We start from the raw sequence: 26,978 nt of genomic DNA, 5'->3' as shown, positions 1-26,978 counted from the left end.
GGCACCCGTCGCCCGGTCAGCAGGCGAGCCCGCGGGCGGCGATCAAGAGGTCCGCGTTGTCCAAACTTGGCTTCAGGTCTCCTGATTCGATCCTGTTGGCAATCTGAAGGATTGCCTCGTTCACCGGCGCGCTGCCCCCGAGCTTGCGACGAGTCTCGACGATGTAGCCGTTGTAGGCATCGAGTTCGGCATGGCGACCCTTGTCCCAATCCTGCAGCACCGCAACGCGAGTGTCCTCCAGCGAGTACGACTTCAGGACGGCATCGAGCAGGTCCAGCGCGTACTGATCGGAGTCGGGCACGTCGTTGGCGGTCATGCCGAATATCGGCACCATCGCGATGCCGAGTTCTCGGGCCAGTGCGTACGCCTCGCGAGACGCCTCGTCCATCGTCTCCCGCACGCCGGGCACGTGGACCGCGGTGAGAAGGGGCACGCCGAGGATGGCCGAGGGGAGCATCTCGGGAATGTTGGCCAAGAGCTTCATCCACTTCGACGCCCGGATGTCGTGCGACGTCTCGGTCACCGCGGCGGTGGACAGCACGGCGCGGACGTTCTCCAATTGCGGCGTCGGGGCACCGGCGTACGTACCGACGGTGGTCCAGGTATCCGCACGCGACACCTGCCGGTTGACGACTCCGGGCTCGAACATGTTGGCCGCTATGCCCAATACGGCGCCGACCGTGCGTTCGGGCCCGACGATGTCGGCGACGTCGTCGATCGTCATGCCGTTCTGGAGACCGACGACGACGGATTGGTCGTGGAGCAGCGGCTTGATCAGCTCGACTGCCCAGCGGGTGTCATAGGTCTTCACGCTGGTGAACACGATGTCGAACGGTCGCCGCAGCTCCGCGACCTGGCAGAGGTGGTAGGCCTGCACCGCCGTGTTCTCGACCGTGCCGTCCGGAAAGTTGACGGTCAGACCATGCTCGCGCATCGCCTCGACGTGGGCAGGCCACTGTTCGACGAATGTGACCGATAGCCCACTGCGGATCATGTCGGCGCCGAGCGAGGCGCCGTTGGCGCCCGTCCCCACCACCGCGACGTTGAGCTCCTCGATGCCCATGGCCCACCTCAATTCCTCGACCGTGTTTAGCAGCATGCTACAAATCAACGGCGATGTACATGCCGTCGTCGGCGAAACCGCGAGCGCCTCCTCTCATGGGTTGATCAATGTCATTGCGAGACAATCACAGTCGTCAGTCGCATTCGCCGCACCGTTCAGAGATCGAAGTCGACCGCACCAAACCTCTAGGACCGACTCGAGTTTGGTGTTAATCTCCGTTGCACACCCGTGCCGAGACGTTCGAGGAGTCTTCCGTGATCAGACACATCGTGGCCTTCGAACTCGACACGCCCGACGACGAGACGCGAGTAGCGCACATCGGTCGGATGCAGGAGGCCCTCGAGGCGCTGGCGACGCTCGACGAGGTCGAGTCCATCACCGTGCGGCCGGACCTGGGGACCGTCGACGGTCACTGGGACGTGGTCCTCGTGTCGGAGCATCGGTCGAACGCCGATCTCGAGGCATATCAGGCCCATCCCGAGCATCAGAAGGCCGCGAAGATCGCGGGCGAGTTCGTGGCTCGGCGAGCCATCGTCGACTACGAGTACTGACCCACCGGGCAGAGACACGAGGAGGGGACATGCCATCCATCGCGATCGTCGGTACGGGCGCAAACGGAGCGGCCATCGGTGCCGACCTGGCGGAGGCCGGTCACGACGTCACCTTCATCGAGCAGTGGCCCGCCCACGTCGAGGCCATTCGCGAGCACGGGATCCGCGTCGAGACCCCCGAAGAACAGGTATCGGCCACGGTGCCGGTGCTGCACTTCTGCGAGGTGGCGACACTGCGTCGCACGTTCGACGTCGTATTGCTGCTGGTCAAGGCCTACGACACGCGATGGGCGTGTGAACTGATCAAGCCCCATCTCGCCGACGACGGCATCGCCGTCGGAGTGCAGAACGGCATGTCGGTCGATGATATGACCGACGTTCTGGGAGCAGAGCGCACCTTGGGCGCCGTCATCGAGATCTCGTCGACGATGTTCGAACCGGGCGTGGTCGACCGTCACTCCCCGAGGTCGCGCAGCTGGTTCGCCGTCGGCAGCCTCGGGCCGGCCACCGTCGGCCGCGAGGAGGAGGTGGCGACGCTGCTGCGTCACTCGGGATCCGTCGACGTCGTGAGCGACATCCGATCGGCGAAGTGGATGAAGCTGGTCATCAACGCCGCCGAACTCGTTCCGTCGGCCATCCTCGACCTCTCCATCGTCGAGGCCGGACAGCACCCAGGGATGAAGGAGGTGATGCTCCAGGCCGGCTATGAAGCGGTCGACGCTGCGGTGGCCGCAGGCCGATCGGTGGTACCCATCTTCGGCCTGACCACCGTCGATCCCTCCAATCCGCACGCCTTCGTCGACACCCTGATGGACGTACTCCTCGAGAAGTACGTCCTGTCGCACACGCTATCGACCGTGCTCCAGGACTGGATCAAGTCCCGCCGCAGCGAAGTCGACCAGATCAACGGTCGGGTCGTCGAAGAGCTGGCCAGGGCCGGCAGGCAGGCGCCGGTCAACCAGGCCGTCGTAGAGATCGCCCATCGCATCGAACGGGGCGAGATCAAGCGCTCCACCGACCACGTGTCGGTGTTGCGTGCCGCCCTTCCCGATTCGGTCTAGGCGCGACATCGGCCAGGGGCGCGCCGCGCCCGCCATCCTCGCGGCGGCGGTCGTTGTGTCGCGCGATGGATGACTGGCGGATTCCACCTCCGATCGTCCGACACCTTCCTGCATTTGGTTGACACCGTCGTAACGGGTGTTTAGTGTCATGAATCAGTACGAGTGTGACGCTCGTCGCAGCAGCCACCATCCCTTCCTCGTCGTTCGAGGGGCCAGGAGTTCGCAATTGAAGCCTGACCTGGAGCATCACGGGTCTGCCAGCGAAATCCAGGTCGGGTGCGACGGTGTCCGGCACCGTGGACAGCTACCTAGACGAATTACCAGAATGTCCATCGACACCGAACACCCGGGGTGTAGCGGCGGGCGCGTGAACTATGAGTAGGAGGCCAAGCAATGACCGGTGAATGGTCCTTCGAAGGACGGTCCGCGATCGTGACCGGCGCGGGCAGTGGCATCGGCAAGGCAGTGACGCTCGCGTTGGCCGCCGTGGGCGCCAAGGTGTTGGCCGTCGACATCGATGGCGACGCAGCAAAGGCCACGGCGAACGAGGCGGCGACGTCCGTCGTGCCGCATCGCGCCGACGTCGCCGACCGGGCGCAGGTCTTCGGGTACGTCGAGGCAGCCACCGCCGAGCATGGCGCACCGGCGTTGTTCTTCAACAATGCAGGCGTCGAGGGCGTTCACGAGTCGATAGTCGACACCAATCCCGCCGACTGGCTGCGCGCCATCGACGTCAACCTCAACAGCATGTTCTGGGGGCTGCAGGCCGTCCTGCCTCACATGAAGGCCGAAGGCGCTGGCGCTGTGGTGAACACGGGGTCGATCCTCAGCCTGAAGTTCGCACCGAACCGATCCGACTACGCCGTCACCAAGCACGCCGTCCTTGGACTGACCCGCAGCGCGGCCAGTGAGATGGCGGCCCACGGCGTCAGGATCAATTGCCTGTGCCCGGGTCCCATCGAGACTCCGCTGATGCGTCGCTCCGAGGCGCTCGTCAACCCCGACGACCCTGAATGGGAACGGCGCCGTTTCGAGGAGGGAACTCCCATTGGCCGGTATGCCACGACCCGAGAGATCGCCGAAACCGTGCTGTTCCTGCTGCGGGGGGACGTGGCCTACCAGACCGGTTCGGCGGTCGTGATCGACGGCGGCATCACCAGTGTCTGAGGCCGGCCGCTTCGCCACACGTTCAATCCGATTGAAATAGGAAGAGGGAGAATCGAAATGCGCGCCGCCATTTTCTACGACGAGCATGACATCCGGGTCGAGGACGTGCAGGAGCCCGGCCCGCTCAAGCGGGGCCAGGTGCGGCTGCGCCCCATCCTGTGCGGAATCTGCGGAACCGACCTGCACGAGTATCTCGCCGGACCGATCGTCATCCCCACCTCGCCGCATCCGCTCACCGGATCATCGGCGCCGCAGGTACTCGGACACGAGCTGTCCGCCCGTGTTCTCGAGGTGGCCGACGACGTTTCCTCGGTTGCCGTGGGCGACCGAGTGTCCGTGCAGCCGTTGGTGTTCTGCGGCGAATGCTACTTCTGTCGGCGTGGGCTCAACCATCTCTGCACTCGGATGGCTTGCGTGGGTCTCAGCTTCGACGGCGGCGGGATCGCCGAACAGCTGGTGCTCAACGCCAGCCAGGTAAGCGTGCTGCCCGACGCGGTCAGCGACAAGCAAGGGGCCCTCATCGAACCTTCGGCGGTCGCTGCCTACGGTGTCGACCGAACCGGGTTCCGGACGGGCGACACGATCCTGATCACCGGCGCAGGACCCATCGGCGCACTGTCCGCGCTCTATGCCCACGCGGGCGGCGCCTCGGAGGTCATCATCTCCGAACCCAATCCGAAACGTCGGGCACTGGCCGCGTCCTTCGGCATCGCGACGATTCTGGACCCCACCACCGACGACGTCACCTCGGCGGTGAGGGACCTGACGGGCGGAGTCGGTGTCGACGTGGCGGCGGAATGCTCGGGCTCGGAGCCCGGCCTGAACGCCGCCTTGAACGCCGTACGCTCGCACGGCACCGTCACGCAGGTCGGGTTGCACATCAAACCGGCCTTCATCGATCCGATGAACCTGTCCAACCGGGATCTGAGCCTGATCGGTACGTGGTGCTACCCGGTGACGGACTGGCCGCGGATCATCGCGCTGGTGGCGTCGGGCCGGTTCCCGGTGGAGAAGGCGGTCAGCGACGTGGTGCCGGTGGCCGACATCGTCGAGCGTGGTTTCGACCGGCTGCTCGACCCCCGGGGCGACGCGCAAAAGATCCTGGTGGAGGTCTGATGAGTTCCATTGCGCTGGTGACGGGAGCCGCGGGTGGCATCGGCCGCGCCTCCGTCCAGGCCTTCCTGGACAAGGGATACGACGTGGTGGCAGTCGACGCGGTGGACGCCGTCCACCAACTGCCCGAGGACCTCGGCGTCGACGCCGCGCGCGTCACGACCTCGGTCACGGACATCACCGATGAACGCAGCGTCAGCGCATTGGCCGCGGAGGTTGGCGCCACCCACGGCACGTTGAACACGCTGGCGCTGGTCGCAGGCGTCGTTCAGAACGCGGCCGCAGTGACCGAGTTGGATCCCGCGGAGTTCCGAAAGGTGCTGGACGTCAACCTGACCGGGCCGTTCCTGCTGACCCGCTCGTTGATCCCGCTGCTGTCGCGCGACGACGGCACCATCACCTTCATCTCGTCGTGGTGGGGCCGTTCGGGGCATGCCTATTTCTCGTCCTACTGCGCCTCGAAGGCCGCCGTCATCGTCTTCGCGCAGGCGTTGGCCGAGGAGCTGGCACCCGACATCCGCGTGAACACGGTCTGCCCGGGCAACATCGATACCACGATGCACCGTGCAGCCCTGCACACCGAAGCCGCCGAGCGGAGAATCACGTTCGAGGAGATGAGGGACATCGAATGGGCGAAGATCCCACTCAAGATCGCGGGCCCTCCATCGGCGATCGCCGACGCCCTGGTGTGGCTGGCGTCTCCCGAGGCGTCATACGTCACCGGGGCGTCCCTGGACGTCAACGGCGGCGTCGTCTTCCACTAGTGACCCCAGAACACGACAGGAGCATTGAGAGATGGTCGAACGCGTAACGGGCCGAACGGTACTCGTCACCGGCGCTGGTCAGGGAATGGGCGCCGGCATCGCGCGTGCCCTCGCCAGCGAGGGCGCGAACGTCGCCGTCGGTGACATCAACGCCGCCGCCGCCGATGCCGTGGCCGCGGCGCTTCGCGACGACGGTCTCTCGGCACTCAGCGTCGCGATGGACGTCACCCAGCGCGGCGACGTGCGCGCCGCAATCGCCGAGACGGTTCGCGAATTCGGGCGCCTGGACGTGATGTTCAACAATGCCGGCCTCAACAAGCCCATGCAGTTCCTCGACGTCACCGAGGAGAATTGGAACCTGGTGATGAACGTCAACGCCCTGGGCGTCCTGATCGGCACGCAGGAGGCCGCCAAGCAGATGATCGAACAGGGCGGCGGTGGCAAGATCGTCAACACCGCGTCGATCGCGTCGCGCCAGGGGTACGCCGAATTCGTCCCCTACTGCGCGAGCAAGTTCGCGGTGGTGGCCATCATCCAGGCAGGGGCGCGGGCCCTTGCGGGCCATCACATCACGGTCAACGGATTCTCACCGGGCGTGGTGGATACCCCTTTGTGGGCACAGCTTGACAAGGACATGGTCGACATCAACGCGGCGGAGAAGGAGGGCGATGCCTTCGCGGCGTTCGCCTCGGGAGCACTCCTCGGCCGCGCCGCGACCGTGGAGGACATCGTTCCGACCGCGGTGTTCCTCGCCAGCTCGGACAGTGACTTCATCACCGGACAGGTGATGGCCATCGACGGGGGAATGGTGCTGGTGTAGGCCGTTGCCGGCGGGGTGGGAATTCCAGCGGTGACGATCAACGCTTGCCCCTCGACAGCCGGCGGGAGTTGTAGGAGTCCAGCAGCACGGCGATGAAGATCAGTGCCCCCTGCATGAACTGCACCCAGAAGGGGCTGACGTCGAGCAGGGTCAGCCCGTTGTTGATCACGCCAATCAGCAGCACGCCGACGAAGGTTCCGGTCAGGCTCCCCTTGCCGCCGAAGAGGCTGGTGCCGCCGATCACCACTGCGGCGATCACCTGGAGCTCCAATCCAGTTGCCGCAGTGGGCGTGGCGGATCCGAGTCGGCCGACAAGGGTGATCGCCGCGATCCCTGCGCATACGCCGGCGATGGCGTAGACCAGGAACAGCACGCGGCGATCGCGGATGCCGGCCAGGCGTGCCGCCTCCCGGTTCCCACCGACGGCGTACACCTGGTGACCGAACGTGGTGCGGCTCAGCACGAAGTACCCGATGGCGAACATCAGCACGGTGGTGATCACGGGGACGGGCAGCCCGAGCAGCGTGCCGCCGCCCAGCCAGGTGAACGAGGCCGGCAGATCGTAGACACTCTGGCCACCGCTGATCTGCAACGTCAAGCCGCGACCCATGCCGAGCACGGCGAGGGTGACGATGAACGGGGCGAGACGCAGCACCGTGACCGAGAACCCGTTGAGCCCGCCGATGAGGACGGCGACCACGATCGTGAGGAGGACTCCGAGTACGCCGTTCAACCCGCCACTCACCAGGGTCGCCGCGAGCATCCCCGACAGCGCGATGTTGGAGCCGACCGAGAGGTCGATGCCTCCGGTGATGATGATGAAAGTGGCTCCCACAGCGGCGATTCCGACGATCGACGACTGCGTCAAGATGTTCGTGAAGTTCGACGTGGTGAGGAACTTCGGCGTCAGGATGAACATGACGACGCACGCGACGACGAGGGCCGTGACGATGGGGAACAGCGGGCTCTTCGCCATTCGTCGGAGGGTGTCGATCCCGTTCGTTCGTCGATCGTCTGGCGCCGTGTGCCCCTCGCTCGCAGGCGACTTTCCGGTGGTCGTCGTAGTCATGGTGCGTCTTGTCGCTTTCGCTTAGCCCGCCGCGGCGAGGTGGAGGATGCGTTCACGGTCGTAATCGGCGCGGGCGACTTCGCCAACGAGTCGTCCCGCGCGCAGGACGTAGACGCGGTCGGCCATCGCCAGCACCTCGTCGGTGTCCGAACTCGTCAGCAGCACGGCGACACCGGTCTTCGCGAGTTCGATGATCTGACGGTAGATTCCGGATTTCGCGCCGACGTCGACCCCGCGGGTGGGGTCGTCGAGAAGCATGACGGCGGGCTGGCCCGCCGCGGCGCGGGCGAGCACGACCTTCTGCTGATTCCCGCCAGACAGCATCCCGACCGCCGTCGCGGGTGACTCCGCCTTGACCCCGAACCGCTTCATGGCCGCCGCGGCGAACGCGCGCTGCGCGGCGGGCATCCGAATCCCGTAGCGGGAGACGCGACCGTAGAGGCCGTAGATCATGTTGTCCTGGATGCTCTTGTCCAGGATGACGCCCTCGGTCTTCCGATCCTCCGGCGAGTAGACGATGCCACGCTTCTTGGCCGCCACGATGCTGCCGGTCCGCAGTGGCGTGCCGTCACGCTCGATGGTGCCTCCGGATGCGTCGTTGATCCCGGCGATCGCCTTCATCAACTCAGTGCGTCCCGCCCCCGCCAGACCGACGAGGCCGACGATCTCGCCGGCCCGCGCGGTCACGGTGGCGTCGCGAATGCCGGGCGCGCTAAGGTCGGTCGCCGTCAGGCGGACGTCGCCGAGATCCCGAACCTCGAAGGGGTAGGCCTGCTCCAGATCCTTGGCGAGCATCGCCGTGATGAGCGATCTCTCGGTCCATTCGGTGATCGGTCGGTCGTCGACGAGTCGCCCGTCGCGCAACACGCAGATCCGATCCGCGATCGCGAACAGTTCGTCGAGGTGGTGACTGACGTAGACGATGGTCAGTCCGTCGTGCTTGAGCCGTCCGATCAGTGCATGCAGGTTCTTGACATCGTGTTCCGGCAGTGCCGAGGTGGGCTCGTCGAACACCAGGACACGTGCCTCGCGCGCAAGGCATCTGGCGATCTCGACGAGTTGGCGTTGGGCGAGTGTCAGCGACCGGACGGGCCGCGTCACATCGAGGTCGGTGAGGCCGACCCGGGCCAGCGCGTCGCGGGCGGCGCGCCGGTTACCGCGCCGGTTCGTCACGTTCGCGGTGTGCAGAGGGCGGCCCAGCATGACGTTGTCCACGACGGACATGTCGGGGATGTCGGTCAACTCCTGATAGATGACACTGATGCCGGCCTCGATGACCCGTCTGGGGTCGGCGGGCAACTCGGCGCCGTCGAGTAGCACCCGCCCGCGATCGGCGGCTACGGCACCCGCGAGGATCTTGATCAACGTCGACTTGCCCGCGCCGTTCTCACCGGCCAGCGCAACCACGCTGCCGGGCTGCAGCGTGACGGTCACGTCGGCGAGGGCGTGCACGCCGCCGTAGGACTTGGTGAGCGATTCCAGCGTCAGCTCCGCGGAGCTCATTGCACCTCATCTGCCCAAATGCCATACGCCTTGACCTCAGGTGAGTCGATGTTGGCCTTCGTGATGAGCTGAGCCGGGTACACCACGTTCTTGGGAACCTGCTTGCCCGCCTGGAGGTCGGCGACGAGCTCGATCGCCTTCTCTGCCATCTTGATTGGATTCTGGCTCACCGACGCGTCTTGGATGCCGGCGCGGACGTTGGCAATCGCCGGCTTGGAGCCGTCGACCCCGATCACGTAGATGTGCCCGGGCGTACCCACCGGCCTGAAGCGTCCCGCAGCCTCGATCGCCGCGCTGACGCCCACCGCTTCGGCGTCGTTGCCGTTGAACACCGCGTCGATCCTCGGATTGGCCTGCAGGATGTCGTTCATCGCCGCGTTGGACTTCTCCGTGTCGTAACCGCCGTCCTGGGTGGCCACGATCTTGATGTCGGGATGCTTGCCCATTTCGTCGAGGAAGCCCTTGTTGCGGTCGGAAGCCGAAGGGGTGCCGATGATTCCGGTGATGTTGACGACGTTGCCGCGGGGCCCGCCGTTCACGGTCTCGAGAAACTGGACGATCTGCTGGGCGGCCGTCTGGCCTGCCGCGACGTTGTCCAGATTCACTGTCGAGGTGATGTCCGCCTCGACCGAGTCGGCGATCGAGATGACCGGAACGTTCTTTGCCTTGGCGGCATTCAGGGCCGGGGTGACGGCCTTCCCGTCTGCGGGCGTGAGCAGGAGGTACTGGGCGCCGCGGTTCAGGAGGTTCTCGATGTCGCTAACCTGTTGGCTTGGTTCACCATTGGCGTTGGTCGTCACCATCTGGTAGCCGTGTTGGGCGCTGCCGGCGTCGAGTCCCTTCTGCATGCCCGCGAAGAAGGGGTTGGACACCGTATAGGTGCTGTATCCGACGGTCGTCGCGGACTCGCTGGAGTCACGGTTACAGGCGGTCAGGCTGGCCACGCACGCCAGACTCAGCGCGCCCGCGGTCAGTGGGCCCATCAGGTTCGTCATGCGGTCATCTCCTAGTGGACGATTCGAGGCCGGCGGAGGAGCGTGTCGTCGCAGGCGGCCGGCTGCCGTCGCCAGCCTAGGTTCACGATGAACAGTGTGTCAATCGTCACTATACAATCCCAGTGTGACGCCGGACCCACTTTGACGGAGGACGGCGTGGTCGCGACGCAGACTATCTCTGCACGTCAGCGCCACGTGTGAGCTGATGCCACAGCACGCCGGAGGGCTCCGACTGCGGGGAGATCGCATTCCCTGGTGCGCTGATGTGCAGTGTCACTGAAGCCAGGGCTGACTCAACCCATCCCTCACCGCCGCAGCGTGCGACCGTGGCGCTCAAGATCCATTGCTGGGCATGGTGATGGGGTCGCTGCTGTGGTGCCCTCGCCCAGTGTGGAGTTGCATGGCACTGGTGACCAGGGGGAAGTGACTGAACGCCTGCGGGGCGTTGCCCACCTGGCGTCCCACCTCGGGATCCCACTCCTCGCTGAGCAGCCCGACGTCGTTGCGCAGGGCGAGCAACCGCTCGAACAACCTGGTGGCCCGGACGCGCTCCCCGGCCAGGTTCAGGGCGTCGACGAGCCAGAACGAGCACGCGAGGAACAGCCCCTCACCGCCGGAGAGCCCGTCGTCGGAGTCACCGGTGTCGTAACGCTTGACCAACCCGTCCTCGGTGAGGTCGCGCTCGATGGCACTTATCGTGCCCAGTACCCGTGGGTCATTCGGAGGCAAGAAGCCCACCCGCGGAATCAACAGGAGCGAGGCGTCCAGCCCGGGAGCACCGTAGGACTGCGTGAAGGTGTTGCGGTCGGGGTCGTACCCATTGGCGAGGACGTCCGCGTGGATGGTGTCGGCCAGCATCTCCCACCGATCGGCGGGGCCGTCCAGATCTGGATGGGCACGTACGGCCGCGGCCATCCGGTTCGCACCGACCCACGAAAACACCTTCGAATGGGTGAAATGCCTTCGTGCGCCTCGCATCTCCCACAACCCGTTGTCCGGTTGATCCCACGCTCCCTCGAGGTGCTCCATCAGGGCCACCTGAAGATCCCAGGCGTGATCGTGATGACTGATCCCGGCATTGCGGGCCAGGGCCAGCCCGTCGAGGGTCTCGCCCCAGACGTCGAGCTGCAGCTGATCCGATGCGGCGTTGCCCGTCCGGACGGGACGGGAGTTCTCGTACCCGGCCAGCCAGGGCAACTCGGCCTCGGGAATGTAGCGGGTGCCGTCCAGCGCGTACATGATCTTCAGGTCGGCGGGCTCGCCGGCAACGGCGCGCAGCAGCCATTCGCGCCAAGCCTTGGCCTCGGCGAGGTAACCGGCCGCGAGCAGGGCTTGCAGCGTATAGGTCGAGTCCCGTAGCCAACAGTATCGGTAGTCCCAATTGCGACTTCCGCCAATGCTTTCCGGCAGCGACGTGGTCGGTGCGGCTACGATGCCGCCGGTGGGTTCGTAGGTCAGTGCCTTGAGGGTCAGCAGGGACCGCTTGATGGCATCGCGATACGGTCCGTGGACCGGATGTCCCTGCGCCGACCAACGTGTCCAGAACGCCAGAGTGTCACGTAGCGCTCGTTCGGCATCGACGGGTTTCGGACTGGGCTGGTGGCTGGGACTCCACGTCAGTACGAACGGCACCCGATCACCAGCACGCACGGTGAACTCGGACACCGTGCTCATCTCGTAGCCCTCGCTGGGCACTGGCGTGCGCAGCCTGACCCGGTTGGGGCCGGCAAGCGCCTCGATCTGACCGCCGTGGTTGCGCACCCACGGCACCACCCGGCCGTATTCGAACCGCAGCTTGAGAACCGACCGCATCGCGACCGCGCCGCGAACCCCTTCGACGATGCGCACCACGTCGGGCGCGTGACCGCGCGGAGGCATGAAGTCGATCACCCGCACCGTGCCGTCGGCGGTGACCCACTCGGACTCCAGAACGACAGTGTCGTCGACGTACCGCCGGCTCGTGCATGTGTCGGATCCCACGGGCGCCACCGTCCAGTGCCCGGCGTCCTCGGTGTCCAGCAGCGCGGCGAAGCACGCCGGTGAGTCGAATCGGGGCAGGCACAGCCAATCGATGGAACCGGCGGTGCTCACCATCGCCGCGGCCTGCAGATCGCCGAGCAGGGCGTAGTCCTCGATCCGGGGCATCACTCGATCATGCCATCGAAGCGGCAGCGGCGAACCTGATCGCCAGCTGTGAACGTATTCCACTGTGGGGTATCGAGTTTGGCGCCGTGATGTTGGGGCAACCTCCCACGTTGACCATCTCAGTTCGACGTCGGGAGTACACCGTGTCGTTGCAGGACAAGACGATCGTCGTGACGGGCGGCAACAGCGGGATCGGCGAGGCCATCGTGATCGCGGCGGCTGCCGAAGGTGCCAACGTCGTCGTCGACTACGTGGCCCATCCCGACGAGACGGCCGCGCTACTCGCCAAGGTCGAGGCAGCGGGCGGGCACGCGGTCGCCATCGATGCGGACGTCTCCAAGCCGGCGGACCTCGTGCGAATGGTTCAGAAGGCGGTCGACACCTACGGACGTCTGGACGTCTTCGTCAACAACGCCGGCATCGAGACCAGGACCTCGCTGTTGGACACCGCCGAAGCCGACTTCGAGAAGGTGGTCGCGGTGAACCTGAAGAGTGCCTTCTTCGGAACTCAATTGGCAGCCAAGCAATTCATCGCCCAGGGCGGGGGTGGCCTGGTGGTGAACATGTCGTCGGTCCACGAGGATTGGCCAATGCCCGGCAACATTGCCTACTGCGTGGCCAAGGGTGGGGTCAGGATGCTGACCCGTACCGCGGGAGTGGAACTCGGCCACCATGGCATCCAGGTGCTCAACATCGCTCCCGGTGCGGTGGCCACGCCGATCAACGCCTCGACCGAGGACGATCCGGAGAAGCTGAAGGCGCTCGACGCGGCCATCCCCTTGGGGCGGATGGCGCAGCCGTCGGAGATCGCCGACGTGGTCGTCCTCCTCGCCTCGGGGCGCGCCCGATACATGACCGCGACCACCGTCGTGATCGACGGCGGCATCATGCAGGGCAGCGTCGGACTCTGATCAACCCCGCGGACCCGGCTGAGACCATCGGTCACCGACGAAGCGGCACAATGGCGTCCATGCGAGTGACGGTTCTGGGTACGGGTGCCATGGGCGCCGGAATGGCGCGGTCGATGCTGCGCGAGGGCATCGAGGTCGCGGTGTGGAACCGAACCGCGGAGCGATCGCAGCCGCTGGCCGCGGACGGCGCAGAAGTCGCATCCGATCCCGTTGCCGCGGTCGCAGCAGCCGACGTGGTGGTGGCGATGTTGTTCGACGCGGCGGCGACGCTCGAGGTGATGGCGTCGGTGCTGCCGGCGATGAAGGCGGATGCGGTCTTCGTCCAGTGCGCCACCGTCGGTCTCGACGGTGCGGCAGCAACCGCAGCGATCGCCGCCAAGCACGGTGTGGCCTTCCTGGACTGCCCGGTGCTGGGCACCAAGGGACCCGCCGAACAGGGCAAGCTCGTCGTGTTGGCCTCGGGTGATCCCGCGCTGCGGGAGCGGGTGCAGCCGTCATTCGACGCGATGGGTTCCAAGACCATCTGGGTGGGCGCCGAGCTTGGCCTCGGGTCGAAGCTCAAGTTGGCGTGCAACGCGTGGATCGCCTCCCTGGCCGCGGCCGTCGGGCAGTCGCTGGCCCTGGCGAAGGGCCTCGGCTTGGATCAGCAGCTGGTGCTCGACGCGTTCGATGGAGCCGCCGCCGGTTCGCCCTACCTGCAGGCGAAGGGCTCCGCCATCATCGAGTCGTCGTTCGCACCGCAGTTCAGCGTCGATGGAGTTCGCAAGGACACCGGACTGATCAGGGCCGCGATCGTCGCGTCGGGGTTGTCGACCGTGCTGGTCGACGGGGTCCGCGGCGCCTTCGACGCGGCCAGCGAGGCTGGCCACGGCGGCGAGGACATGGCCGCGGTCTACTTCGGATTCTGATGGGAACGGCGTGGCTCCGACCCGGGATCACACCGTCGCCCGGTGGCCCTTCTCATCGACGCGGCCGTCGACCGAGGGGGCTGACCAGGGGGTCAGTCCAGGCCTGCGAGGGCCCGTCGCGCAGCTTCGAGTTCGGCCTCCAGGGCGGCGACCTTGGCGGCCTGCTGGGAGCGCGCCTCCTCGATCACCTCGTCGATGGGTCCGGAGAGGTCCTCGTGGAGTTCCTTGGCGGCGCGGGAGACGGCGGCGGCAGCGATCGCCAGGTCGCGCGCCAGGTAGGTCGAACCCTGCTTGAGTTCGGCTCGCCACTCGCCGTCGGCGGTGCCGGTGACGGTCAGCGTCAGCTCGAGGGTCTTGGTCTTGCGTCCGGGGCCCCTCTTGGCCCGTGTCTTGGTGGGCGTCTCCTCGGGGGCGCTCTCGACCACGGCAAGGGCGGGTTCGTGGGACGCGGTAGTGGCTGGCGCGGCTTCTGCCATCAGGGTGTCTTCTGCGATTAGGGTGTCTACGGTCATCGGTGCGCGAACTCCTTCTGGACGTCGTCCTCGGTGAGCGGGCTGGTGTTCCGCAGTTCATTAGAACACGTGTTCGACGTTCGCGGTCAAATCGCCGCCCATCACGCGGCTGCGTGTTCGCCTGCCTCGGCGCCGTCCTTGGGCGTCGCGTCGTGATTGCGTGTTGCCTCGGGTGGCGATTCGGCACTGGGGTCGGAGTGAGCAGCCTTGGGGGCATCGGGTCCGGCGACTGAATGCAGAGCCGGCGCCGGAGTGGCCTCCGGGCCGGGTGCATCGTCATTCGGGTTGTGGGACGCGTTCAGATCGGGTTGTGCGGCAATGGTATTCGTCGAACGCGATCTGTCGGTCGCGGCTGCTGGTTTGCGTCGATCGACACTGGTGGTGGTGACCGAAGCGACTGCTGCCGAGATCTGCACCGACGGCGCAGGCGTGGGCGGACCGTACGGATCCACGGCGCCGGTGTCGACCGGCGGTCCGCCCACCCCGTAGGTGGATTGCGGGGTGGTGTGGAACGGCCTGTTCGTTGGATCGCCGGTGAGCTGGGCGATCCCGTCGTCCCAGCCGGTCGGGATCGCGGTCAGGAAGTCCCGGACCGTCTTGATCGGGCCGGGAGCATAGAGGTACTTGGCCGGTGTCGGCTGCCCCGGATTGATGCTGCGGTCGTAGCCGGTTTCGACGAGGACTCGCAGCGGAGGGTCCAGCACCGCGGCGAGAGTCGGTCCGATGATCGGGATCTGCCTGAGCGGCAACAGCATCGGCAGCGTCTTGGCAGGCGCCAGATAGTACGTCGTGTCTCGATACTGCCCCTGGAGCAGGGGGGTCCCGGGGTCGAAGTAGGCGTTCTCCGGGTGGAAGTAGAGGAATCCGAAGGCCACGTTGAGATCGGCCAACGGGTTGAGGGGATTGATCGGAAAGTCGGCAGCGGGATCGTACTGGCTGGCGACGTCGACGGTGGTGAGCGGAGTTGGCCGCGGCGAATTCGTCTGTGTCGCACCGTTGAAGGTAATGCCAATGATGGGGAGGTATGCCCCGGCGAAGCGTTCGAAGATGCCACCGTTGGGCCGGTTGGGGTTCCCGATCAAGACCAGGCTCACGCTCGTCCCGGTTGGTGGGTGTGCGATCAAGTCGCTCTTCTCGATCGAGGCGATCGTTGCGCTCTGCGAATATCCGTACACCACCAGGGAATGGTCGGTGAGCGATCTTGGTGGCCCGGTCGTCGTGAACGGTGGTTCGGTGACGGTGCAGGGGATCCCACGCAGGCAGGCGTCGAGGTTGGCACGGCCGACGGCTATCGATTCGTCGTAGGTCAGGTCCCAGAGACCCGTGTCGAGCTTGACCTGTTCAGGGGTGTACACCGCGACTCGAGCGCACCCGGGATCGCCCCCCACGCACAGGCCCGAAGGCGCGACGTACGTGGTGTCTGCGCCCGCCACGTAGGCCCCGATGTATTCCGGGGTGTCCTGCGGAATGCTCAGCGGGTGGCCGGCCCCGCCCATGAACAGCGCCGTCGCCGCGAGCGTGACGACCGCCGAGGTGAAGGGCGTGAATGCCAGCAGGATTGCGGTGCCGACCGCGCCGAGTGCGAGCGCAGCGGACGGGACTCGTTGGCGCATGGCGCCCTCCTTCGTCCGGAGCGGCCGTCAACTCGTGGCGTTCGGGGTGCAATCCAGCGAGACGGAGATGGTCTTGCTCAAGGTGATGATCGTCAAGGGTTCGGGGGTGTGGGGACCGATCGGATTTCTCGTCGTCTGCGTGACGGTGACGGGGTTTCGGACGTCGATCACCTTGCAGTCGGACAGGTTGCCCGTTCCGATGCGGTCGATGGTGATCGTGAAACCCTGCTTCTGCAGGTCGGCGAGGGTGCCCGCGGCGCCGGTGTCGGCCATCCAACTGAACCCGCCCTGCTCGGTCGCCAGACAGCGCACCGGCGCACCGTCGGGAGTGGTGGCAGCGTTGCCGAGCTGATCGTTGGGGCACGTGGCGCCGACGGCGACCGGATCGTCGGCGACGCTGGTGGAGGCACATGTCACCGCGAGAGCCGCCATCGACACCAGCAGCGTCGCGATCCGCCCGTGCATCGTCATCGACATGCCCCCACCACTCCGCCGTGTGTCATTCCGCCGTACTGCTTCATCGTGTCGGGCCGGGACGGCCGGCCGAAGGGTCTTCGGTCCGGACTCGTGGGGACCAAGGCCTCCTGGCGACATCACCAGCCGATGGCCTTCGTCCCTAGAGATCGCCGCGGACGCGATGTCGAATTGGGGTATCGCACCGATCGATTCGAGGAGGTCCACGATGAACGTCGTCTCTCACCGGACTCCGGCTCGCACACGAGCCTTCGCCCGGGTGCTCGGACCGTTCCTGGCGGTCGCCACGCTGACCGTAGCCCTGCGTGCTCCGGACATGCGCGGACTGCTGGAAGCCTTCACCGGATCGCAGGTATGGCCCTGGGTCACGGGTGCCTACCTCTTGCTGGGCGGTATCGCGATCATCGCCTTCCACCAGTACTGGGGCGGTGTCGCCGAGGCGATCATCTCGCTGCTCGGCTGGCTCGTGGCGGCCCGCGGCATACTTCTGCTGGCCTTCCCGCACGTCTTCGCCGCGATGGCCGACCGGGTGATCGGTGTGGGCGCCGTGTGGGCGGCCGTTTACGTCATCATGGGTGTCATCGGCCTCTACTTGACCTACGTGGGCTGGCGGCCCGAAACGGTTCGCGCGCGCGACGATGCAGCTCGGCCCGGCCAGGACCTGCCACGCGCCGCTTGAGGCTGGGCCATCAGCCTGCCAGTGACGGCAGCACGGCCTCGACCACGTGCGGACCGGGTTCGCGCAGCGCCCATTTCAGCGCATCGGCGAATTCCTCCGCGGTGCTCGCGCGGCGGGCGGGGACGCCCATGCCCTCGGCGATCCGGACGAAGTCCAGCGTCGGTTCGGTCAGATCGAGCAGCGACCGGGCCACCGGGCCGGGACCGGCCACACCGGACTCGGCGCCAACGCGCTGCAGTTCGATGCGCAGGATGTCGTAGGCCCGGTTGGCGAACACGACGGTGGTCACGTCGAGCTGCTCGCGGGCCTGCGTCCAGAGTGCGGAGATGGTGTACATCGCCGACCCGTCGGATTCCAGGCACAGCACCGGCCGATCGGGCGCGGCCACGGCCGCACCCGTGGCGGCCGGCAAGCCGTAGCCGATGGCGCCACCGGTCAGCGTCAGCCAATCGTGTGCCGGCGCGCCCGAAGTCGCCTGCGGCAGGAACACGCCCGAGGTGTTCGCCTCGTCGACGACGATCGCGTGCTCGGGCAGCAGCGCTCCGATGACGGCGGCGCAGGACTGGGCGTCGAGAGGCCCGGAGGGCAGCACCGGTCGAGACGGCGCCGCGACGGCGGCGACCTCGTCGGGCGCGAGTCGGTCGGCCAGCTCGGTGAGCGCTGCGGCCGCACCGATGGGGCCGGCGAGCACATGCGCCTGACATCCGTCGGGCAGCAGATCGCTCGGCTTGCCGGGATAGGCGAAGAACGACACTGGCGACGCCGCTCCGGCAAGCACCACGTGGCGGGTGCCGCCGAGCTGCGCGACGGCTGCCTCGGCGAAGTAGCCGAGCCGCTCGACGGCCGGCAGTCCCGCTCCGCGTTCCAGCCGCGTCGGGAACGTCTCGCAGAGCACGCGTGCCCCGTGGGCCTGCCCCAGCCGGACCGCGGCGCTCAGACCCGCACTCCTGGTGGCGTCGCCGCCGACGAGGATCACCGTGGGCTCACCCGAACGCAGCACTGCGGCAACGTCTTCCGCGTCGCCTTCGGCCGAGGAGGGGATCGGCCCGGCCAGCTCCCGGGCCGGCGGCGCGTCGTCACCCCACGACACGTCGGCCGGCAGGATCAGCGTGCTGACGTGTCGTCGTGCCCGCGCCGAGGCGATGGCGGCGTCGGCGTCGGCGGCGACGTCGTCCACCAGCGTCGAGCGCCGCAACCATCCGGAGACGGTGCCGGCGACGGAGTCGATGTCGGATTCCAGTGGGGCGTCGTACTTCTTGTGATGGGTGGCGTGGTCTCCGACGATGACCAGCATCGGCACTCGCGCACGCCGGGCGTTGTGCAGGTTGGCCAGCGCGTTGCCCAACCCGGGCCCGAGATGCAGCAGCACCGCGGCGGGGTCATCGGACATCCGGGCGTATCCGTCGGCGGCTCCCGCGGCCACCCCCTCGAACAGCACCAGCACCGCGCGCATCCGAGGCACGTCGTCGAGCGCCGCGACGAAGTGCATCTCCGAGGTTCCGGGGTTGGCGAAGCAAACCCGGACACCGAGGTCGGCAATGGTGGTCAGTAGGGTGCGTGCGCCGTTCATCGACCCAGTGTCGCCGACGAGGCTCAGTGCCGCCGGAGAGTGAGGATGGTGACGTCGTCGTCGGTGTCACCGGACGCCATGGCCGTCGAGATCCAGGACGCGGCCGCGTCACCGGCGCGTCCAAGCGTCTCCGCCAGCCGGTCCATGCCGTCGTCGATGCTGGCGTGGCGGCGCTCGACGAGGCCGTCGGAGTACATCACCAGCCCGTTCCCCGGCTCGATGGTGAACGTGCTCAGTGCGTGCGTACGGCCCTTTGCACCGATCGGTGCGGAGAGCCGGATCGGGGCTCCGACGGCCGCCGTCCCGTCGCTGGTGATGTAGGGCATCAGGTGTCCGGCGGACGCCGCTTCGACGTGGCCCGAACTGAGGTCGACCCGGGCCGCGATGACGGTGGCGAAGGTGCGCGGCATCAGGTGAACGGCGAATTCGTTGAGCTGGGTCAGCGCCTCGGCGGGGTTGGCGCCGGCGAAGAGCTGCGCACGCAGCACGTTGCGCAGCTGCGCCATGGTTCCCGCCGCGGTGATGCCGTGCCCGGCGACGTCGCCGAGCAGCACGATCAACCGGCCATCGGAGAGCTGGAATGCGTCATACCAGTCGCCGCCCACGCGCCCGGCGGCCGACTCGTAGTGGGCGGAGAGCTGCCAGCCATCCAACGCCGGAATCGATTGCGGCAGAAGGCTGTGCTGCAGCGTCTCGGCCATCCGCAGCGCGCTGCGCGTCTGCCGGTAGAGCGCCTCGACGAGATCGCGACGCAGCGCCTCGGCGGATTCGGTCTCACCGGGTGACCACGGTTCGCTGCGCTGGTCCACGACCTCTCGCCAGCGCTCGAACGACTTGCGGGGGCTGATCCGGACGTCGTCACCCTCGCTGACCGCGATGGCCTTGTTGTGCGGATCCCCGCCCCAGTCGACCGAGCGCAGCACCTGGGTGCGAAACCATATGACGTACTGACCGTCGGGCAGGTTGAGAGCCAATGCGCCCGCGGCGACCTGCGGATCGAGATTCAGCGCGGGAAGGGCACCGGCGAGATGGTCGCTGCTCGCGACGTCCTTGGTGGTGCCGCGCGCCCGGGCCGCGATGGCGGCCACCGCGTCCGGAGTGGGCACCGACCCGCGCACCCGGTATTGGCCGCCGATCGCGACCGCCACTCCGTCGGAGGGCACCAGGTCGAGCAGGCTGGGCGTCCCGAGCAGTGCCTGGGCGATGTGCGTGCCGTCGTCGCGGGTGGCGACACTCAGGGCAGCGAGCACCGCCTGGGAGGCGAGTCGGGCGCGCAACCGGTCGTCCTCGTCCTGGTCGACCAGGCGCAGCGACAGCGTCGAACCGAGGAACTCCGCGGCCGCCCGGCTGCCGTAGGGCGGCAGATGCGGTCCGGCGTAGTGATGGCAGGCGATCAACCCCCACAACCGCCCGCGCCGCAGCAGGGAGATCGACATCGAGGCCCGCACACCCATGTTCTGCAGATACTCGACGTGGATGGGGGAGACGCTGCGCAACGTCGAGTAGGTGAGGTCCAGCGGGGCGCCGACGTCGGGATCGATGGCGGGCACCACGGGCACTGGCGTGTAGTCGACGTCGGAAATCAGTCGCAGCCAACTCTTTTCGTACAATGCGCGGGCCTGGGCCGGGATGTCGGTGGCCGGGTAGTGCAGGCCGAGGAAGGAGTTGAGGTCCTCGCGCTTGTCCTCGGCGACGACCTCACCGTTGTAGTCCTCGTCGTAGCGGTACACCATCACCCGGTCGAAACCGGTGAGGTTGCGCACCGTGCGGGCGGCGGTGTCGTATAGCGCGCCGATCGTGTCGGCGCGGTTGAGTTCCTCGACCGAGGTGCGCACCGCCTGGTAGGTGTTCGGGAAGGAGAACGGTCTCGCGCCGTGGGCGACCTCCAGCTCGACGACGAGCGCGCCGCCGGGCTCGCGGTGCAGGATGGCGTCGAACACCACCCGGCTGCCGTCGACGTCGATGACGCACTCGTGGGGATTGCGTTCCCGAAGGTCTCCGAAGCTGGACGCCGCGTGCTGGATGCGGGCCGCCTGGTCCGTGCCGAGCAGCGCCGACAGATGCCTGCCCAGCACCGCCTCGGCGGGACGGCCGAGCAGCTCGAGGACGTTCACGCTGACCTGGCGCACCTCGAAATCGGGTTCGCGCACGACGGCGAGCACGCCCCTTGGCTGAATGCTGCCCGGGATGTGGATGGGCTCGCGGGCACAATTGTCCAGGTCGATCGGCGTGCCGGCGGGCAGGGTCTTCTCCACCTGCTGGGCGTCGTGGCTCACGGCTTCGGCACGGTCGACGTCATGGCACGCAAGAATCAAGCCTCCTGACTCGGATGGGCTCGCCCTTTGCTGGACCAGTGCGACTCGGAACTAACTGCGACCCGGTCACGTCAATCAAACCAGGAACCGAACGCGTGTCCGCGCGGGACTGCCAACCTGGGCGGCTCCCAGGCCGCCGGCGCGGCGGTCAGCTGACGCGGAGCGCCCGCCGGGCATGCGGCCAGAAGGGCAGCCCGGCGATCACCGTGGCGCCCGCGGCGATGACGGTGACGGCGGGGACGCGGGCCCCGCCGCGTCGTTCCCCGCAGCGACGGGCCGATCCCGGACAATGGCGCAGGTGACAGTAGGACCCAACCCCATGGACGTGCGGCGGCGGCTCGAGGAGCGGTACCGCCGGTTGGCCGAGACGCGTCAGCTGCGGCCGGTGGCAGCGATCGTGGCCCGCTTCGGCGAGATCGACGGCGGCACGTTGGGTGCGGTGGTCTCCGTGCAGCTCTTCACCACCGTGATCCCGCTGATCATCATGGGGTTCAGCTACCTGACCGGGTTCGCCGACAACGCCAGCCCGGGCACCGTCTTCAGCCGAGAACTCGGTTTGGTGTCACCGTTGACCGACCGGGTGCGTGCGGCCTTCGGCCACGCCTCGGGGTTGCGCTCCCAGTGGACCTTCCTCGGGGTGGCCGGCTTCCTGGCGTGGGGTCTTCCGATGTCGATCACGATCGCCGGCATCTTCGCCAAGGCGTGGCGGCGGGCCCAGTTCGGTCTCGGCGGCAAGCTGTGGCGGGGTGCAGCGTGGTTCGCGCTCTATCTGACGATGATCACGCTGCGCGACCGCATCGCCTTCGGCGGTGACCACCATGCGGCGATGCGCATCGTGCGATTCGTGGCATCGCTCGCGCCGGTGTGGGTGTTCTGGTCGGTGACGCCCGCCCTGCTCGTGCGCGACGGCGGGCGGGGCCGCAAGTACCTGCTGCTCGCCGGCCTGGCCGGGGTGGTGATCGACGGCATCGTCATCCCGCTGGCCGCGCGGGTGTTCTTCCCGCACCTGCTCGGCGGCTGGGACGAGTTCGGCCCAATCGGCGTCGCGATGGCGCTGCTGACGTGGTGCGGGGTGATGGGCACGGGCTGGGTCGTGACGGCCTGCGTCGGTGCGGTGCTGTGGGAGCGCAACGCACCAACGCGGACCGTCGTGGAGTCGCAGACCGAGGACCTGGCAGTGTCCTAGGGCCGGACCTCGCTGTCCACGACGGCGTCGGTGCCGAAGGACTCCCTGATCTCCTTGGGACCGAAGGGCCACGTGCGTTCGGCCTTGGCGTACACCAGGAAGGCCGCGCAGCCGATGACGATCCAGCCGAGGGACAGCGCGATCGACAGCCACGTCGCGGAGACGTAGACGTAGATCCAGCCGACCAGCGCGATGATCGTCGGCACCGGGTACAGCCACTGGCGGTACGGCCGCGCCAGCTCCGGTTGGCGCCGGCGCAGCACGACGATCGCGGCGACCTGCGCCAGTGACTGGATGATCACCAGCGTCGCCACGGCCGCGTTGATGATGGTGGTCAGGGTGAACAGCGAGCCGATGATGGTGATCACGCCCATCGCCAGCACGCCCGCGGTGGGCAGGTGCAACTTCGGGTGCAGCTTGGCGAAGACGGGCATGAAGACCTTGTCGCGCGCCGCCTCGTAGGGCACGCGGGACCCGCCGAGCAGACCGGCGAACACCGAGCCGATGGCAGCGACGACGATCAGCGCCGTCACGACCTTGGCAGTGCCGGATCCCCAGGCCTGCTCCAGCACCGAGGAGGCCACGGAGGTGGAGTTCTTGATCTCGTCGAGCGGCAGGGAGCCCAGCACGCCGATCTGCAACAGGAAGTACAGGCTCATGATGCCGAGGATGGAGAACACGATCGAGCGCGGGATGGTGCGGCCCGGGTCGCGCATCTCGGCGCCGAGATAGGCGGTGGTGTTGTACCCGAGGTAGTCGTAGATGGCGATGATCAGGCCGGCTCCGAGCCCGGCCCAGAACGTCCCGCCGAGCGCGAAGGCGCCCGGGGTGTAGTCGAAGGCCTGCGCACCGCTGAAGTGACTGAACGCCGCGACGATGGTGGTGAGCACCGCGACGAGCATGACCACGAACAGCACGGTGGTGAGCTTGCCGATCTGACCGATCTTGCGGAACAGCGCAGCCATGATGATCAGCGTGATCCCGACGCCGATCACCTTGCCCAGCAACGTGTTTCCCGCGTCTGTGGTCACGCCGGGGATGAGGTAGCCCAGGTATTGGACAAGCCCGATGATGCCGGTCGACATGATCAGCGGGATGAACAGCACGGCGCTCCATACGAACAGGAACGGCATCAGCCGCCCGGTGCGGTACTGGAACGCCTCGCGCAGGTAGATGTAGGTGCCGCCGGCACCGGGCATCGCGGCGCCCAGTTCGGCCCAGATCAGGCCGTCGGCCAGCGCAAGAACGGCGCCGACGATCCAGCCGAACATCGCCTCGGGACCGCCGATCGTGGCGACCATGGCGGGGATCGTGACGAACGGGCCGATGCCGCACATCTGCGTCATGTTGATCGCGGTGGCTTGCAGCGGACCGATCCGCCGTTCGAGCGTGGGCTGCTCGGGTGTGCCCATGGTGACCTCCAGAGTTCGTTAGTAAAGTTTCTTAACACAGATCGCTGGAGTGTGGAAGATTGCGTTCGTAAACTTTCCAGGGACCGAAACGGAGGGGACGTGGCCGACCAGGCGGCGCCACAGGCGGGAACGCCAGCGGCCATGCGTGCGCTGAATCAGCGGCTGGTGCTCAACCGGCTCCGCGATCACGGCGAGGCCACGCGTCCGCAGATCGCGCTCGATACCGGCTTGTCGAAACCGACCGTCGGGCAAGCACTTCTGGATCTGGAGCAGCACGGCTTGGTGTGCGCGAGCGGTCGCAGCGCGCCGCGGCCCGGCCGGTCGGCGGTCGTTTACCGCACGGCGCCGGAGGCCGGTTACATCGTCGGCATCGACGTCGGCCGGCGCGTGCTGCACGTGGCGGTGGCCGATCTGGACGGGACCATCGTGGCCCGGTTGGAGGAACCCAACCGCAGTCGCTCCGGTGCGACACTGAGGCAGACCGTGGAGCGGACGGTGCGCGAAGCCGTCGCACGGGCCGGGCTGGACGAGCGCGACATCGTCGTGACGGTGGTCGGCACGCCCGGCGTGCCGGACCCGGTCACCGGCACCGTGCACCGGGCGCCCAACCTGCCGGGCTGGGAGCGTCGGGGGTTGCTGCGCGAGCTCGTGTCCGCGCTGGAGGCGCGCGGCTCGGAGGTGATCGTCGAGAACGACGCCAACCTATGTGCCATCGGCGAGCACGCTCGTGGCGCGGCCCGGGGCTTCGACGTGGTGGCGTGCCTGACCGTGGGCACCGGCATCGGCATGGGAATCGTCATCAACGGCAAGCTATTTCGCGGCGCCCACGGTGCGGCCGGGGAAATCGCGGACCTTCCCTTCGGCCGGGTGCCGGCTGGCGCTACGGCTCGCCGACCCGGGCCGGTCGAGGTCGTCGCGGCGGGTCAGGCCGTGGTTGCTGCCGCCCGTGAGTCGGGCCTACCGTCGCCAACGGCGAAGGCCGTGTTCGACTCGGCGCGAGCCGGCGACGAGCGCGCGTTGCGTGTCGTCGAGGGGGAGGCGGTCAAGCTCGCCCACGTCGTGTCGGTGGTGACCACCGTGCTGGACCCCGGCGTCATCGTGCTCGCCGGCGGCATCGGCCACAACGCCGACCTGCTGACCGAGCCGATGCGTCGGGAGCTCCTCGCGTCGGTGCCCGTGGTGCCCCACATCGTCGGGGGGCATCTGGGGGACGACGCGGTCCTGGTCGGCGCCATCGCCACGGCGATGGACACGGCGTGGGATTTGGTGTTCGACCGGCGGGTGCTCGGCCTGTCGGCCGGTAGCGGCGCTTAGCGGCCGGTGGTCTCGTAGCGCTGCGCGATGGCCACCAGCTCGTCGCGGACCGTCGAATCCGGCAGCGCATTGATGCGGGCGTACAGCCGACGGCGGCTCACGGCGCGTCTGACGTCATGACGAAAGTTCGAGATCGACACGTTCCAACTCCTAGTTCACCCCGGGGTCTACCGGGGATCGATCGTGGTGGGGATCCCACGGCGCGGGGTCACCTGCCGTGGGAACGTGTCAATCGTCCATGTTAATTTCGTGTAAACCAAGTTCTGAGCTGTGAGTTTGCCTACACCCCAAGGCAAATCACGTGAATTTGGTGACGCGGGCCACAACCCCGCGCGGCCGTCAGTCGTGCAGCGTGGCGATCACGCGGTCGGCGACGTCGACCAGTTTGACGTTCTCCTCCTGGCTCAGCTGGCGGAGCATGTCGAAGGCCCGCACGGCGTCGACCCCGAACCGTTCCATGACGATGCCCTTGGCCTGACCGATCCGATCCCGGCTCATCAGCGCCGCGTGCAGTTGCTGTTCCTGTTGGGTGGCGACGATGGCCGCGGCGGCGTGCGCGGCGAGCACACCGCCGATGGATTCGTCCTCGGCGTTCCACTGGCGGGGCGCGAAGCCGAAGAGATTCAGCGCTCCTGCGGTCCGTTCACCGGTGTAGAGCTTGAAGGACAGGCCGCTGTAGACGCCGATCTCCACCACGGCGGGCGAGTACTGCGGCCAGCGCGTCTCCTTGCGAAAGTCGGGTGTGCGCACGACGGTGTCGGCCAGCGCAGCCTGAACGCACGGCCCCTCGTCGAAGGTCATCTGCAGGATGTCGAGTTGATGGGGCAGTTCGGATGTCGTCGCCAGGGATTCGAATCCGCCGCCGGCCTTGATCAGCAGGATGCCCGCGGTGTCGACGCCGGGGATGAGTTCGACGGCGGCCAAGGTCACTTCCTTGAGCACGGCGTCGACGGATCTGTCCTGGGCGAGCGTGCGGGCCAACTCGGCCATTCGGACCGCAAGCTCGTGATTAGACCGTGTCGCCATGGGGTCAGCCTTCCCGCATCGCGACGGTGGTCAAACTCGCCGTCATCGAGGCTTCGCGGTCTCGGGGTGGCCGTCGCGAAGGACGATGTCAACCGCGGCCTCGATCACCGCGTCGTCGGGCAGGGTGCCGAACATCAGCGCCGGACAGGCCACGACACCGCTGAGCATGGACACGGCGGCGTCAAGGGCTGCACCGCTGAAGCGTTCTGAGAGCATTTCGTACATCTGGCGCTGGCCGTCGGTATTGACCTTGTTCCTGATCTCGGCCATCTGCTCCACCGAGGCCCACTGGGCCATGCCCGCCAGGATCCGGTCCAGCCGCAGTTCGACCACGGCGGTGCGAAACACCTTCAGCTCGCCGATCACGTCGGCGCGCAGGTCGCCGGTGCGGTCGTGGTGCGGCATGGCGCCAAGGGCCTCGATCGCCATGGTGATCAGGTCGATTCGCGCCGGCCAATGGGCGTACAGCGTGGTCTTGGAGTACCCGGCCAGATCGGCCACCCGGGCGTGGGTCACGGAATCGGACCCCTCGGTGGTGAGCACCTCGAGCGCAGCCCGGGCGACGTCGGTCCGGGTCCGCGCGACCCGCGCGTCCTCACCCGATTCGCCTGCTCGGTTGCCGTCGACAGGTGCCATCTGCGTGCGCATCTCCTTCGCCCGTCGAGACCGTCGAAATCCCGGGTCGTCGACAGGAAGTTAGCTGATGAACACCTAAGTCAGTACTGGCCTGGACATCCACTATTGAACGTTTATTTCATTAGTGTACGGGGCATTCACGATTCCGAAGTGCGACGTCGCTGTTGGCGG

General features: G+C 67.3%; 25 protein-coding genes. 11 read left to right on the top strand and 14 right to left on the bottom strand.

The features are described 5' to 3' along the window. Positions 1-16: 16 nt before the first annotated feature. Positions 17-1,099 carry a ketopantoate reductase family protein gene (locus tag SBI80_RS16635; RefSeq protein WP_318975912.1) on the bottom strand — a complete coding sequence of 361 codons (1,083 nt, stop codon included), beginning with the start codon at positions 1,097-1,099 and terminating at the stop codon, positions 17-19. 218 nt (positions 1,100-1,317) lie between these two features. On the opposite strand from SBI80_RS16635, the gene SBI80_RS16630 reads away from it, so the two are divergent. The 6 genes from SBI80_RS16630 (at position 1,318) to SBI80_RS16605 (ending at position 6,539) form a co-directional block, all read left to right on the top strand. After that, a complete protein-coding gene (locus SBI80_RS16630) occupies positions 1,318-1,614 on the top strand; it encodes a Dabb family protein (RefSeq protein WP_318975911.1) in 297 nt (98 codons plus the stop codon). Positions 1,615-1,643: 29 nt separating this feature from the next. Further along, positions 1,644-2,675, top strand: coding sequence for a ketopantoate reductase family protein (locus SBI80_RS16625; RefSeq protein ID WP_318975910.1), 1,032 nt, complete (start codon positions 1,644-1,646; stop codon positions 2,673-2,675). Positions 2,676-3,068: 393 nt separating this feature from the next. Then, positions 3,069-3,842: an SDR family NAD(P)-dependent oxidoreductase gene (locus SBI80_RS16620; RefSeq protein WP_318975909.1), complete on the top strand. Its 774-nt coding sequence runs from the start codon at positions 3,069-3,071 to the stop codon at positions 3,840-3,842. A gap of 57 nt (positions 3,843-3,899) precedes the next feature. Continuing rightward, positions 3,900-4,958 (top strand): 2,3-butanediol dehydrogenase, encoded by a 1,059-nt coding sequence (locus SBI80_RS16615; protein ID WP_318975908.1) that lies wholly within the window; start codon positions 3,900-3,902, stop codon positions 4,956-4,958. Next, on the top strand, positions 4,958-5,719 hold the full coding sequence (locus tag SBI80_RS16610; RefSeq protein ID WP_318975907.1) for an SDR family NAD(P)-dependent oxidoreductase: 762 nt from the start codon (positions 4,958-4,960) through the stop codon (positions 5,717-5,719). The genes SBI80_RS16615 and SBI80_RS16610 overlap by 1 nt, the downstream gene beginning before the upstream one ends. A gap of 31 nt (positions 5,720-5,750) precedes the next feature. Further along, positions 5,751-6,539: an SDR family NAD(P)-dependent oxidoreductase gene (locus SBI80_RS16605; protein ID WP_318975906.1), complete on the top strand. Its 789-nt coding sequence runs from the start codon at positions 5,751-5,753 to the stop codon at positions 6,537-6,539. Positions 6,540-6,576: 37 nt separating this feature from the next. Here the strand turns inward: SBI80_RS16605 and SBI80_RS16600 are convergent, their stop codons facing one another. The 4 genes from SBI80_RS16600 to SBI80_RS16585 all read right to left on the bottom strand — a co-directional run bounded on the left by SBI80_RS16600 (position 6,577) and on the right by SBI80_RS16585 (position 12,251). After that, positions 6,577-7,515: an ABC transporter permease gene (locus SBI80_RS16600; RefSeq protein ID WP_318975905.1), complete on the bottom strand. Its 939-nt coding sequence runs from the start codon at positions 7,513-7,515 to the stop codon at positions 6,577-6,579. A gap of 114 nt (positions 7,516-7,629) precedes the next feature. Continuing rightward, a complete protein-coding gene (locus SBI80_RS16595; RefSeq protein WP_318975904.1) occupies positions 7,630-9,111 on the bottom strand; it encodes a sugar ABC transporter ATP-binding protein in 1,482 nt (493 codons plus the stop codon). After that, the gene (locus SBI80_RS16590) at positions 9,108-10,106 is read right to left on the bottom strand and encodes a sugar ABC transporter substrate-binding protein (RefSeq protein WP_318975903.1); all 999 of its coding nucleotides are present in this window, start codon (positions 10,104-10,106) and stop codon (positions 9,108-9,110) included. The genes SBI80_RS16595 and SBI80_RS16590 overlap by 4 nt, the downstream gene beginning before the upstream one ends. A gap of 333 nt (positions 10,107-10,439) precedes the next feature. Continuing rightward, positions 10,440-12,251 carry a glycoside hydrolase family 15 protein gene (locus SBI80_RS16585; protein ID WP_318975902.1) on the bottom strand — a complete coding sequence of 604 codons (1,812 nt, stop codon included), beginning with the start codon at positions 12,249-12,251 and terminating at the stop codon, positions 10,440-10,442. Between the two features lie 110 nt (positions 12,252-12,361). Between SBI80_RS16585 and SBI80_RS16580 the strand changes: the two genes are divergently transcribed. Beyond that, positions 12,362-13,162, top strand: a complete 801-nt coding sequence (locus SBI80_RS16580) for a glucose 1-dehydrogenase (RefSeq protein ID WP_318975901.1) — start codon at positions 12,362-12,364, stop codon at positions 13,160-13,162. Then, positions 13,099-14,070, top strand: a complete 972-nt coding sequence (locus SBI80_RS16575) for an NAD(P)-dependent oxidoreductase (RefSeq protein WP_318976232.1) — start codon at positions 13,099-13,101, stop codon at positions 14,068-14,070. Before SBI80_RS16580 ends, SBI80_RS16575 begins: the two co-directional genes overlap by 64 nt. Positions 14,071-14,162: 92 nt before the next feature. On the opposite strand, the gene SBI80_RS16570 is transcribed toward SBI80_RS16575, so the two are convergent. From SBI80_RS16570 to SBI80_RS16560, 3 genes are all read right to left on the bottom strand, one after another. After that, positions 14,163-14,582 carry a DUF6319 family protein gene (locus SBI80_RS16570; protein WP_413232736.1) on the bottom strand — a complete coding sequence of 140 codons (420 nt, stop codon included), beginning with the start codon at positions 14,580-14,582 and terminating at the stop codon, positions 14,163-14,165. Between the two features lie 101 nt (positions 14,583-14,683). Further along, complete coding sequence (locus SBI80_RS16565) at positions 14,684-16,195, bottom strand: PE-PPE domain-containing protein (RefSeq protein WP_318975900.1); 1,512 nt, start codon at positions 16,193-16,195, stop codon at positions 14,684-14,686. 27 nt (positions 16,196-16,222) lie between these two features. After that, positions 16,223-16,672: a hypothetical protein gene (locus SBI80_RS16560; RefSeq protein ID WP_318975899.1), complete on the bottom strand. Its 450-nt coding sequence runs from the start codon at positions 16,670-16,672 to the stop codon at positions 16,223-16,225. 205 nt (positions 16,673-16,877) lie between these two features. On the opposite strand from SBI80_RS16560, the gene SBI80_RS16555 reads away from it, so the two are divergent. Next, a complete protein-coding gene (locus SBI80_RS16555; RefSeq protein ID WP_318975898.1) occupies positions 16,878-17,348 on the top strand; it encodes a hypothetical protein in 471 nt (156 codons plus the stop codon). A gap of 10 nt (positions 17,349-17,358) precedes the next feature. Here SBI80_RS16555 and SBI80_RS16550 read toward each other — a convergent pair whose 3' ends face one another. Together SBI80_RS16550 and SBI80_RS16545 are read right to left on the bottom strand one after the other, a co-directional pair. After that, positions 17,359-18,918: an acetolactate synthase large subunit gene (locus SBI80_RS16550; protein ID WP_318975897.1), complete on the bottom strand. Its 1,560-nt coding sequence runs from the start codon at positions 18,916-18,918 to the stop codon at positions 17,359-17,361. Positions 18,919-18,941: 23 nt separating this feature from the next. Further along, positions 18,942-21,194 carry a SpoIIE family protein phosphatase gene (locus SBI80_RS16545; RefSeq protein WP_318975896.1) on the bottom strand — a complete coding sequence of 751 codons (2,253 nt, stop codon included), beginning with the start codon at positions 21,192-21,194 and terminating at the stop codon, positions 18,942-18,944. Between the two features lie 337 nt (positions 21,195-21,531). Here SBI80_RS16545 and SBI80_RS16540 point away from each other — a divergent pair, with 337 nt between their 5' ends. Beyond that, on the top strand, positions 21,532-22,419 hold the full coding sequence (locus SBI80_RS16540) for a hypothetical protein (RefSeq protein WP_318975895.1): 888 nt from the start codon (positions 21,532-21,534) through the stop codon (positions 22,417-22,419). Here SBI80_RS16540 and SBI80_RS16535 read toward each other — a convergent pair. Beyond that, the gene (locus SBI80_RS16535) at positions 22,416-23,831 is read right to left on the bottom strand and encodes an APC family permease (RefSeq protein WP_318975894.1); all 1,416 of its coding nucleotides are present in this window, start codon (positions 23,829-23,831) and stop codon (positions 22,416-22,418) included. The genes SBI80_RS16540 and SBI80_RS16535 overlap by 4 nt on opposite strands. A 99-nt stretch (positions 23,832-23,930) precedes the next feature. Here SBI80_RS16535 and SBI80_RS16530 point away from each other — a divergent pair, with 99 nt between their 5' ends. Next, positions 23,931-25,145 carry an ROK family transcriptional regulator gene (locus SBI80_RS16530; RefSeq protein WP_318975893.1) on the top strand — a complete coding sequence of 405 codons (1,215 nt, stop codon included), beginning with the start codon at positions 23,931-23,933 and terminating at the stop codon, positions 25,143-25,145. Here SBI80_RS16530 and SBI80_RS16525 read toward each other — a convergent pair. The 3 genes from SBI80_RS16525 to SBI80_RS16515 all read right to left on the bottom strand — a co-directional run bounded on the left by SBI80_RS16525 (position 25,142) and on the right by SBI80_RS16515 (position 26,807). After that, positions 25,142-25,285 (bottom strand): hypothetical protein, encoded by a 144-nt coding sequence (locus SBI80_RS16525; RefSeq protein WP_318975892.1) that lies wholly within the window; start codon positions 25,283-25,285, stop codon positions 25,142-25,144. The genes SBI80_RS16530 and SBI80_RS16525 overlap by 4 nt on opposite strands. Positions 25,286-25,484: 199 nt before the next feature. Further along, positions 25,485-26,171, bottom strand: a complete 687-nt coding sequence (locus SBI80_RS16520; RefSeq protein ID WP_318975891.1) for a GAF and ANTAR domain-containing protein — start codon at positions 26,169-26,171, stop codon at positions 25,485-25,487. Positions 26,172-26,213: 42 nt separating this feature from the next. Beyond that, positions 26,214-26,807 carry a TetR/AcrR family transcriptional regulator gene (locus SBI80_RS16515; RefSeq protein WP_318975890.1) on the bottom strand — a complete coding sequence of 198 codons (594 nt, stop codon included), beginning with the start codon at positions 26,805-26,807 and terminating at the stop codon, positions 26,214-26,216. Positions 26,808-26,978: the final 171 nt, after the last annotated feature.

The sequence above is a fragment of the Mycolicibacterium sichuanense genome, from assembly GCF_033741125.1.
In the GTDB taxonomy this organism is placed as follows: domain Bacteria; phylum Actinomycetota; class Actinomycetes; order Mycobacteriales; family Mycobacteriaceae; genus Mycobacterium.
This window is presented reverse-complemented; position numbering and strand designations above follow the sequence as displayed.